13 protein-coding genes are annotated in these 9,725 nt (G+C 41.5%); all 13 read left to right on the top strand.

Annotated elements, in window-relative coordinates:
* Nucleotides 1-817 (top strand): phage tail tape measure protein (locus tag H1X92_RS10410; RefSeq protein ID WP_180560069.1); only part of this gene is annotated, 817 nt, incomplete at its 5' end.
* A 103-nt stretch (nt 818-920) separates the two neighbouring features.
* Nucleotides 921-1,433, top strand: coding sequence for a zinc ribbon domain-containing protein (locus tag H1X92_RS10405; protein ID WP_180560068.1), 513 nt, complete (start codon nt 921-923; stop codon nt 1,431-1,433).
* Between the two features lie 124 nt (nt 1,434-1,557).
* The gene (locus tag H1X92_RS10400; protein ID WP_180560067.1) at nt 1,558-1,869 is read left to right on the top strand and encodes a type II toxin-antitoxin system RelE/ParE family toxin; all 312 of its coding nucleotides are present in this window, start codon (nt 1,558-1,560) and stop codon (nt 1,867-1,869) included.
* A gap of 2 nt (nt 1,870-1,871) precedes the next feature.
* Nucleotides 1,872-2,162, top strand: a complete 291-nt coding sequence (nadS, locus tag H1X92_RS10395; protein WP_180560066.1) for a NadS family protein — start codon at nt 1,872-1,874, stop codon at nt 2,160-2,162.
* A gap of 177 nt (nt 2,163-2,339) precedes the next feature.
* Entirely contained in the window at nt 2,340-2,594 is a 255-nt protein-coding gene (locus H1X92_RS10390) for a type II toxin-antitoxin system RelB/DinJ family antitoxin (RefSeq protein ID WP_180560065.1), read from the top strand.
* A complete protein-coding gene (locus H1X92_RS10385; RefSeq protein ID WP_180560064.1) occupies nt 2,584-2,877 on the top strand; it encodes a type II toxin-antitoxin system RelE family toxin in 294 nt (97 codons plus the stop codon). Before H1X92_RS10390 ends, H1X92_RS10385 begins: the two co-directional genes overlap by 11 nt.
* A gap of 238 nt (nt 2,878-3,115) precedes the next feature.
* A complete protein-coding gene (locus H1X92_RS10380) occupies nt 3,116-3,463 on the top strand; it encodes a phage tail protein (protein ID WP_225507358.1) in 348 nt (115 codons plus the stop codon).
* Complete coding sequence (locus H1X92_RS10375; protein ID WP_180560063.1) at nt 3,460-4,203, top strand: phage minor tail protein L; 744 nt, start codon at nt 3,460-3,462, stop codon at nt 4,201-4,203. The genes H1X92_RS10380 and H1X92_RS10375 overlap by 4 nt, the downstream gene beginning before the upstream one ends.
* Nucleotides 4,200-4,913: a C40 family peptidase gene (locus tag H1X92_RS10370; RefSeq protein WP_180560062.1), complete on the top strand. Its 714-nt coding sequence runs from the start codon at nt 4,200-4,202 to the stop codon at nt 4,911-4,913. The genes H1X92_RS10375 and H1X92_RS10370 overlap by 4 nt, the downstream gene beginning before the upstream one ends.
* Nucleotides 4,910-5,506 carry a tail assembly protein gene (locus H1X92_RS10365; RefSeq protein ID WP_180560061.1) on the top strand — a complete coding sequence of 199 codons (597 nt, stop codon included), beginning with the start codon at nt 4,910-4,912 and terminating at the stop codon, nt 5,504-5,506. The genes H1X92_RS10370 and H1X92_RS10365 overlap by 4 nt, the downstream gene beginning before the upstream one ends.
* A gap of 52 nt (nt 5,507-5,558) precedes the next feature.
* Nucleotides 5,559-8,753 carry a host specificity protein J gene (locus tag H1X92_RS10360; protein ID WP_180560060.1) on the top strand — a complete coding sequence of 1,065 codons (3,195 nt, stop codon included), beginning with the start codon at nt 5,559-5,561 and terminating at the stop codon, nt 8,751-8,753.
* Nucleotides 8,750-9,067, top strand: a complete 318-nt coding sequence (locus H1X92_RS10355; protein ID WP_180560059.1) for a hypothetical protein — start codon at nt 8,750-8,752, stop codon at nt 9,065-9,067. The genes H1X92_RS10360 and H1X92_RS10355 overlap by 4 nt, the downstream gene beginning before the upstream one ends.
* Nucleotides 9,067-9,723, top strand: coding sequence for a hypothetical protein (locus tag H1X92_RS10350; protein WP_180560058.1), 657 nt, complete (start codon nt 9,067-9,069; stop codon nt 9,721-9,723). The genes H1X92_RS10355 and H1X92_RS10350 overlap by 1 nt, the downstream gene beginning before the upstream one ends.
* Nucleotides 9,724-9,725: the final 2 nt, after the last annotated feature.

Genomic DNA, 9,725 nt, shown 5'->3' with positions numbered 1-9,725 from the left:
AATTGCAGCCAGAACGAAGGCAATGATGGCAAGCGCCGGATTGTCTGATAGACAATATCAACAACAGATTGCAATAGAAAAGGTTGAAACCCCAGCAGAAAAAGAAGCACTAAAAAAACACTTTCAGCAAGAAGAATCGCTAAGAGGGAATTGGGAAAAGGGTGTTAAAAAAGGCTTTGCTGAATTTCAAGATCAAGCTACAAACGCCTATGCCAATGTTGCCAATATTACCCAGTTTGCCTTTGAGGGAATAAGCCATTCTCTGTCGGATTTCCTGCTGACCGGCAAAGCCAATTTTGCTGATTTTACCAAATCGGTACTTGAAATGATTGTCAAGATAATGACGCAAATGGCAATTTTAAAAGCGATGGAATCAGCCTTTGGTGGTACTTCTTTTGGTGGTTTTTTAGGTCTTAAGGGGCATGCATCAGGCGGTTATACCGGCGATGGTAATAAATATGATATTGGTGGCTATGTGCACAAGGGTGAATTTGTGTTTACCAAGGGAGCCACTAGCCGCCTTGGTGTAGCCAATCTCTACCGTTTAATGAATAACACTAAAAAAGGTTATGCGACCGGTGGTTATGTTGGTCCTGCGCCAACCCCGCTGTACGGTATGCATCCGGTTGCTGGTGGTGTTAATGTCAATTTGGGCGGTATTCATCTTGATAATCAACCCTCACAATCTAGTCACACAAATATGGATATGCGTTTGGCAGAACAATCATTGACGCGAAAAATAAAGTCAGTGTTAGTGGCAGAAAGCCGCGATGGCGGTGATCTACATAAGATTATTAAAGCGGTTAATGGCAGGTAGTATTAAATCCTGTTTAAGTAACAAATAATGCCTTCTGTTTGCTTCATTTTACTCCGCATCTTAGTTAAAATTTTCAAATTTGATTAATTCGAGGATGTAATAAATGGAAGTAATATTTTATGCTATTTTTTTAGGGTTAATACCCGCCATGATTGCAAATAGCAAAGGGCGATCATTTGCACTGTGGTGGATTTATGGCACATTAATTTTTATCATTGCGCTAGTACATTCTATTTTGATCAGAAAAGATAATCATGTAATTGAAAAACGGCTAGCTTCTGATGGACTGGTTAAATGTCCATTTTGTGCTGAAATGATCAAACATGAAGCAATCAAATGTAAGCATTGTGCTAGTGACTTACCAAAAGCGCAATTACACGCTTCCAACCATCCAAATGACTTCGATGTAACCGCATTAACTATTAGAAAAAAAGAGGGTTACCTGATTAATGATGATGAAGTCAAAAGTTTGTTGAATATTTACTTAAAAAATCATCAGAAGAGTGTGACATTGATGTTGAATTTAAGGATGAAATTAATTCCGTCAGAACAGCACTACCTAGTGAGGTACATGAATCATTTGATAGAAGGATACAATACTGGCAGTCAGCATTAGCAAACTAAAATGTTCAGCCCCAATTGGGGCTTATTTTTTTCCTTTGTTTACCTATATACGCCATTGACTTATAATTTAAAGGCGTATAACATGTTCTCAAATATACACCAATGGCGTAGTTAATATGATATTCATTGAGACGGTTATTTTTACTGAAGATTGCAAAGGGTTATTGACCGATGATGAATATCGCGAGTTTCAACAATATCTTGCAGACAACCCTGATGCTGGCGATGTTATTCAACGTACCGGTGGATTACGTAAAGTCAGATGGGCGTCAAGTGGTAAAGGAAAACGCGCTGGTGTCCGGGTAATTTATTATCACAAGGTTGATGTATCTCATATCAGGCTATTACTGATTTATAAAAAGGGCATTAAAGATGACCTGAGTGAGTCAGAAAAAAAAGTACTGAGAACACTAAATGAGGGGTGGTAACAATGGATAAAAAACTATTTTCCAGGCTAACTGAAAGCATGGAACAGATGAATGAAATTATCAGTGGTGAACGAGCACCTTCTCGTGAAACGATGGTTGAGGCAGTAAAAGTAAAACAAATTCGTAAGGCAACAGGCTTGAGCCAGGCCGGTTTTGCTAAATTAATCTCGGTAAATGTTGGCACACTTCGTAACTGGGAACAGGGCAGGCGCGACCCGACGGGTCCGGCCAAAGCGTTATTAAGAGCGATAGAGAAAGATCCAGTCCACGTTTTAAAAGCTTTATCTATCTAGGGAATGGCTGTAAAGGTCATCACCGTGCGATAAATAAGTTACTACTTTAAGTATTACGAAGACCTATTTTATATATCTTTTGATTGCCGCTTGACACGTACTTTTTTAAAACCTGTTGCATGATAAATATAGTAATGTACAATTGTAATACAAACGTCATTACATTATGGTGATATTATGAGCACTATTCAAATAAGAGTGGATGAAGAGCTGAAAAAAAATGCCTATCGCGCATTTGATAAAATGAATCTTTCCCCTTCTGATGCTATGAGGCTTTTTTTACGCTATGTGGTAGAGAATGAAAAACTGCCATTCACAGAAGTATCGGTATTGATCGCAGAGCAAGATGATGACAATGACATTTTAGAAGTTGTGCGCGAACGTCTAAAGAAACCAGCTAGACGAGTCCGGGTAAACCTTGATGAAATTTAGTATAGAATTTGATGAACGTGCGCTAAAAGAATGGCAAAAGTTGGATATAAATATTCGCGAGCAGTTTAAAAAGAAGTTAAGGAAGTTACAAGATAATCCCTATATCGAATCAGCCCGATTACATGGTGAATTAGCGGGATGCTTTAAAATAAAACTCCATTCATCGGGCTACCGCCTGGTCTACCAGGTGATAGACGAAGAAATTGTGATATGGGTGATAGCAATTGCTAAACGCGAAAAATCAACAGTTTACAAATCAGCTACTGGCCGTATTGCGCGATGAGCTGTACTCTTGTCATATAATTGTTTTATATGTTTTTTGTTGGTTTTTCCTGTTAAAGAGAAATGCTTTATAAAACTAGATTATTTTTCAGTCGAGCATATAAAATAGGCACGGCTCGCAATAAAAATCATCAATAGAATGATAAAGACTCATTCAAAAAAATAAGCTGTTATTGAAATTAAATAATTTCCCTAAAACCCGCCTTGCGCGGGTTTTTCTTTTATAGGTACAAATAGATATGGCGATGGAAGAATTCAAATGGCAAACACAGATTCAACATCAACCGGCGGGAGAATTTTCACATCGGATTAAAAAAGTCGAATTTGGTGATGGTTACAGTCAGGTTGCTGCTAATGGCATTAATCCAGAAACACAATCATGGGCATTTATATATTTAGGCAAAAAAGAGCAAGTGATGCCGATATTTTATTTTATCCGCCGCCACACCTTTAAATCATTTATTTGGATGCCGCCGTTTGGTGATAAAGGACTCTACCGGGTCAATGCGGACTCAATCAGCATGACCCCACTAGCGCGTCAGGTAATGAAAATATCCGCTATTTTTGAAGAGTCTTTTTGCGCATGAATATTCTATCTGATGTACAACAATTGGAGCCAGGCGAAAAGATCCAACTAGTGGAAGTGGATGCCAGTATTTTCGATGGTCCAATATTACGCTTTCATGCTTACAATATTCCCCATACTGCAGAAGAAATTAACACTGCAGAGGGTCAATTAAAACCGAAACCCATATGGTGGCAGGGTAATGAATACGGTGCCTGGCCATATGAGATAACCGGGTTAACAAAAAGTAGCGATGGTAGCCCGGCCAGGCCAACATTAAGTGTGAGTAATATTGATAGTCTGATCTCGTCACTCTGTTTGCAGTTTGCCGATATGGTGCAGGCCAAAGTGACAATTTTTGAGACCTTTTCCCATTATCTGGATAGCAAAAATTTTCCGGCTGGCAATCCTGCCGCCAACTTGGATGAATGCTTTAAGCAGGTTTTCTATATTGATCGTAAAAGCCGTGAAATAGCCGGCGGCATGATTGAATTTGAATTATCCAGCCCTTTTGATTTACAGGGTGTTATGTTGCCAATGCGTCAGATACACAATCTGTGCTATTGGTGTATGCGTGGCTGGTATCGAAGTGGTAATGGCTGTGCTTACAATGGTCAGCGTTATTTTGATGAAAAAGGCAACATTGTTGCCGATCCGGCCTTGGATGTTTGCGGCGGTATGATGAGTGATTGCAAAAAACGATTTGGCGAAAACCAACCATTAGATTTTGGTGGCTTTCCAGCAGCAGGGTTAATACGATGATAACAGAAAAAATCAAGCAAGCGTTATTTGCCCATGTTAAACAGCAATATCCCAATGAAGCCTGCGGGGTTATTTGCCAAAAAAGCCGAGTAAAAAAGTATTTCCCCTGCCATAATCTCGCTAGCCAGCCAAGCGAACATTTTACCTTATCGCCAGCAGATTATGCCAACGCCGAAGATTGGGGCACACCTATCGCGATTGTCCATAGCCACTGTGGGGAAGGGGTAACAACTCAACCCAGTGAAATTGATTGTCTGCAATGTGATGCTAATGGTTTCCACTGGATCATTATCTCATGGGCAGAGGGGGATTTACGGTTCATACAACCAAGAGGTGAGCGTCAGTTAACTGGGCGTCCATTTGTTTTGGGTTATGCCGATTGTTGGACATTAGTGATGGATTATTATCGGCAAAAACACGCTATTCAGCTACATAATTACAGTGTTGATCGCCACTGGTGGGAACAAGGCGAAAATCGCTATATGGATAACTGGCAACAAGCCGGATTTGTCGAATTTGACGGGGCGGCCAAAGACGGGGATATGGTAATTATGCAGATCCAGGCCAATGTGGCTAATCATGCCGGTATTTTGCTGGAAAATGGCATGCTGTTACACCATTTATATGGCCAGTTGAGCCGAATTATTCCCTATAGTGATTATTGGCGCGACAGAACCGTGAAAATTGTGCGCAGGGAAGAATTATTATGAATGAACTTAAAACAGTCCGCCTGTATGGACAACTGGGAGTCAGGTTTGGCCGTGTTCATCAATTAGCGATTAGTTCACCAAAAGAAGCAATTAAAGCCTTGTCGGTGCTGTACCACGGTTTTGAGCGCTATTTGGCTGATGCCCATTTAACCGGTATTGAGTTTGCCATCTTTAAAGGTAAGCAAAATATGGTTAAACAGGAATTTCACTTGAATACCATAGAGGATATTCGTATAGCACCGATAATAAAGGGCAGTAAACGAGGTGGTTTTTTTCAAACCATGCTAGGGGTAGCCATGATTGGGCTAGCGGTCTGGAATCCAGCATTTTTAGCCATGTCTTCTACGGTTGCTGGTGCGTTAATGGCCGGCGGGGTTTCAATGGCCTTAGGTGGTGTAGTGCAACTATTATCACCTCAACCGCAAGGCCCCGCAATTCGTCAAGAGGCGGATAATAAGCCCTCATATGCTTTTGGTGGTGCAGTAAATACCACCGCTCAAGGTAATCCAGTGCCATTACTTTATACCTTGGACAGAAAAGAGATCGGTGGAGCGATTATTTCCGCCGGTATTTACACCGAAGATCAAAAATAAGCGTAATAAATCTAATTAAGTCGCCGCTGGCGGCTTTTTTTATGGGTGATGAATGGCAAAGATAATTTATGGCGCTAAAGGAGGTGATGGAGGCGGTCATACTCTGGTTGAGTCCCCAGATAGCCTATTATCGGAATCAACAGCAAAAATTCTGTTGGCTATTTCAGAAGGTGAGATTGCGGGTGGATTAGATGCAACGCGTATTTTTTTAGATGCCACTCCGCTGGCTAATGCAGATGGAACAAAAAATTTTGCCGGCGTTAGCTGGGAGTTCCGGCCAGGTAGTGAACAGCAGGAATATATCAAGGGGATCCCTTCGGTTGATAATGAAATTGGCATTGACATGGAACTTAAGGATGAAACACCCTATGTCAGGGCGATAAGCAATACGCAATTATCCGCTATTCGGATCCGTTTTTCGCTACCGCAATTGCTGCAACAACACGATAACGGCGACACTTCAGGTTATCGCATTGATTATGCCATCGATCTATCGACTGATGGCACAGGTTATAAAGAGTTATTGCGCTCATCCTTTGATGGTAAAACGACCAGCGAATACCAGCGCACCCATCGTATTGATTTGCCAACAGCTAAAACCGGATGGCAATTACGCATTCGGCGCTTGACGGCCAATAAAAATACCGCGCGAATTGCCGATCGGCTTTTTATTGCTGCGATAACTGAAGTCATCGATGCCAAACTGAGATACCCTAACACGGCGCTGTTATTTATTACTTTTAATGCCAGACAATTTAATAACCGAATTCCCAAAATAAGCCTGCGCCCTAGAGCTGGCTTATTAGTAAAAATTCCAACCAATTATGATCCAATTAATCGAAGTTATTCCGGCGTTTGGGATGGCACCTTTAAAATGGCCGCTTCGAATAATCCGGCTTGGATTTTTTATGATTTAGTATTAAATAACCGTTATGGCTGTGGTGATCGAATTAATGCCAGTCAAATTGATAAATGGGATTTATATCTGATTGCTCAGTATTGTGATCAGTTAGTGCCGGATGGCTATGGCGGCGAAGGTAAAGAGCCACGTTTTTTATGTGATATTTATATTCAATCGCAAGAGTCGGCTTATCAAGTATTACACGATATCGCGGGCATTTTTCGTGGTATGACATACTGGGCGGATAATGCGGTTAAAGTGGTCGCTGATATGCCAGCGGCGGTAATTAGGGTTTTTACCCATGCCAATATCGTCGGTGGTAAGCCTGAATATTCTGGCGGCAGCCAACAGAATCGTTATACGCAGGTTTTAATTTCCTATTCTGACGCCAATAATCATAGTCATGATGCGATTGAAGCCGTATCTGACAGTAAATTGCAACGTCGATATGGTGTCCGTAAAGTGGACATATCAGCCATTGGCTGCACTAGACAGTCAGAGGCTAATCGCCGTGGTCGTTGGCTGTTATTGACCAATGCGAATGATCGCATGATCACTTTTCCAACGGGTTTGGAGGGGGTTGTCCCTTCACCCGGCCAGATTATCGGCGTCGCTGACGCTAACCTGGCCGGGCGTATTATCGGTGGCCGAGTGTCAGCGGTTGATAACCGCAAAGTCACTTTAGACCGGCCAGCGGATGTAAAAGCCGGTGATCGGTTAATTATTAATTTAGCGAATGGCAAATCAGAAGCTAGAACGGTACAAACAGTTAATGGAAAAAAAGTCACTGTCACCACGGCTTATTCCCAACCGATAGCAAAAAATGCGGTCTGGTCAGTGGATGCGCCTGATCTGGCAATTCAACTTTATCGGGTAATTAATATTAGCGATAACGGCGATCATAGCTACACCATTACCGGCACTGTGCATAATCCAGACAAATATGAACATATTGATGCTGGAGCCAGGATCGACGAAAGACCTATCACTGTTATTCCACCCGGTGTTCAGCCACCGCCAAAAGCGGTACGCATCACTGCTTATTCACAAATCAATCAAGGCATTGCTATCACCACACTAAGAGCCGACTGGGATGCGGCCGAATATGCCATTGCTTATGAAGCTGAATGGCGAAGGGGCAATAATAATTGGGTATCTGTTGCACGCACTTCGACATTAGGCTTTGAAGTTGAGGGAATTTATGCCGGCCGTTATCAGGTGCGGGTGCGGGCGATTAATTCCTCTAATATCTCATCGATATGGGCCAATGCGCCGGAGACAGAATTGCAGGGCAAAATTGGTGACCCACCGCCTCCGATCAATTTTCGTGCATCTACACTGGTATTTGGTATTAAATTAGATAGGCAATTTGCCCAAAATACCGAAGATAGCCTAAAAACAGAAATCCAATACAGCAAAAGCAAAGATGCTGACAATCTAATGCTGTTGGCTGATGTTCCCTATCCACTAAAAACCTATCAAATGTCAGGATTAGCCGCGGGTGTAATTTTCTATTTTCGTGACCGTCTGGTTGATAAATCGGGCAATCAATCGCCCTGGACAGAGTTTATTCGTGGTGAAGCGGAATTTGATGCTAGCACTATTATTGATGAAATCTCAGACAAAATTGCCGACAGTGAGTCTATCAAGCGCTTAAGGGAAGGGATAAACGGTAATAGCGAAGCGATATTGGAGAATGCTAAAGGCTTAAATGGTATTTTTCAGCACTACATGCGTGAAAACGGCAAAATGAAGGCCGAAATTATTGAAGTTCGCAATTACGTAGTGACCGAAACGACCGCATTAGCTGAAAAGTTAGATCAGGTCAGAGTCACGGCTGATGATTCGTGGGCAGCGGCGCAAAACGCCTTGCAGGCTAAATATGATCTAAAGAAAGGCGAAGCTTCGGCTACTTTTACTAACCTGGTTAAGATTGTTTATGACGGAGTTTCATATGATGCAGGCATGGTGATCGGTGCTGAGCTTAAAAATGGCAAAGTAACTACGCAAATCGGCTTTAGTGCTCAAACCTTTATTGTTTACAACCCAAGTAGCGGCAAGTTGGAGCCAGTCTTTGCCGTCCAAAATGGCCAGGTGTTTTTTAATTCGGCTTTTATTTCTACTGCTTCTATTACTAATGCCATTATTAAATCTGATATTCGTTCACCTAATTATGATCCAATCACTAAAACCGGAATGCGGATTAATTTTGCGGGTGGCACACTTGAATTTTATGGCAATGTTGCAGGTAAAGGCAGTATGACACAAGATAATAATCGTCTTGTAGCCAGAGACAATAAAAATGTAGTTAGAGCGGTATTCGGTTATCTGGAGGGTATTCAATGAGTTATGGCTTAAAAACCTATGATCAGCAAGGAAGAGAAATTATCTCATTAACAGACAGGTTAGGAAGAATTGTAGGTTATCATCGCATCCAACTAAAATTAGGACAACATTATCAAAATACTTTCAATCATCCGGAACTGGCGGGTTTAGGTCAGCTTTTTTACTGGATGCGAGACTGGGAATTTTGGAGTTTGGAGGGGCGAGGTTCGGTTACTATTTCTGGCACGGCTTTACGTGTTGATCTAATGGTAACTAAAGGTGGATCGGGAGCCCCTGGCTTGGGGCCGGTTGATATCTTTTATGGAGTCCGATAATGACCTACGGATTAAAGATTTATGGTCAACATGGTGTCTTACAGATAGATAATAGTTATGAGAATATGAGTCTAGGGGTTAAAAGTAGTATTCATTTAAAAGGCGGAAACGAAGGCAGTAGTGCATGGGGTGAAACGGGAGCCTATAACCGCTTTAATGCTGACTGGAGTAATGATATTTCATTTTTTGCCTACACTTCATCAACCTGGATAAAAAGAGGCAATAAAGGGATTTGGCAACCTCTTGATCAAGGTTCTGGTAATTGTGTACTTTATGGATTTGGCACACAGAAAATAGACTGGTTTCCTTCATCTTATGAAATAGTGGTTAGAAATCAAGCCGGCGTAAATATATTTAAAAGCAGTTGGGCAATTTGTCGGATAATTGATGTTTTTAATTTATCTTTTACCGAATATTGGTCTTATAATGTGCCGGCGGGTAAAACCTATGCTATAGCTTTTGGTGGCGGGCGCGATCAATACAATGCAGTTAATGATGAAATGGAAGGTTATTCACACTATTTTAGAACGACCGGCAGCAAAATAGAAATAAGTTACCTGGCTGGATCGTGGTGGTTCAAAGATGGCGATGAACGGACTTATACCGCGAAAGAATTTCCGCTTTCAATTATTATTATTGATGTGACAAATTATTAAAT

Source organism: Arsenophonus endosymbiont of Apis mellifera, from assembly GCF_903968575.1.
Taxonomy (GTDB): Bacteria; Pseudomonadota; Gammaproteobacteria; order Enterobacterales; family Enterobacteriaceae; genus Arsenophonus; species Arsenophonus apicola.
This window is presented reverse-complemented; position numbering and strand designations above follow the sequence as displayed.

Bases quoted from the DNA above. Each gene is read 5' to 3' on its own strand.
- H1X92_RS10405 (WP_180560068.1), top strand. From the start codon at position 921: ATGGAAGTAATATTTTATGCTATTTTTTTAGGGTTAATACCCGCCATG.
- H1X92_RS10400 (WP_180560067.1), top strand. From the start codon at position 1,558: ATGATATTCATTGAGACGGTTATTTTTACTGAAGATTGCAAAGGGTTA.
- nadS (WP_180560066.1), top strand. From the start codon at position 1,872: ATGGATAAAAAACTATTTTCCAGGCTAACTGAAAGCATGGAACAGATG.
- H1X92_RS10390 (WP_180560065.1), top strand. From the start codon at position 2,340: ATGAGCACTATTCAAATAAGAGTGGATGAAGAGCTGAAAAAAAATGCC.
- H1X92_RS10385 (WP_180560064.1), top strand. From the start codon at position 2,584: ATGAAATTTAGTATAGAATTTGATGAACGTGCGCTAAAAGAATGGCAA.
- H1X92_RS10380 (WP_225507358.1), top strand. From the start codon at position 3,116: ATGGCGATGGAAGAATTCAAATGGCAAACACAGATTCAACATCAACCG.
- H1X92_RS10375 (WP_180560063.1), top strand. From the start codon at position 3,460: ATGAATATTCTATCTGATGTACAACAATTGGAGCCAGGCGAAAAGATC.
- H1X92_RS10370 (WP_180560062.1), top strand. From the start codon at position 4,200: ATGATAACAGAAAAAATCAAGCAAGCGTTATTTGCCCATGTTAAACAG.
- H1X92_RS10365 (WP_180560061.1), top strand. From the start codon at position 4,910: ATGAATGAACTTAAAACAGTCCGCCTGTATGGACAACTGGGAGTCAGG.
- H1X92_RS10360 (WP_180560060.1), top strand. From the start codon at position 5,559: ATGGCAAAGATAATTTATGGCGCTAAAGGAGGTGATGGAGGCGGTCAT.
- H1X92_RS10355 (WP_180560059.1), top strand. From the start codon at position 8,750: ATGAGTTATGGCTTAAAAACCTATGATCAGCAAGGAAGAGAAATTATC.
- H1X92_RS10350 (WP_180560058.1), top strand. From the start codon at position 9,067: ATGACCTACGGATTAAAGATTTATGGTCAACATGGTGTCTTACAGATA.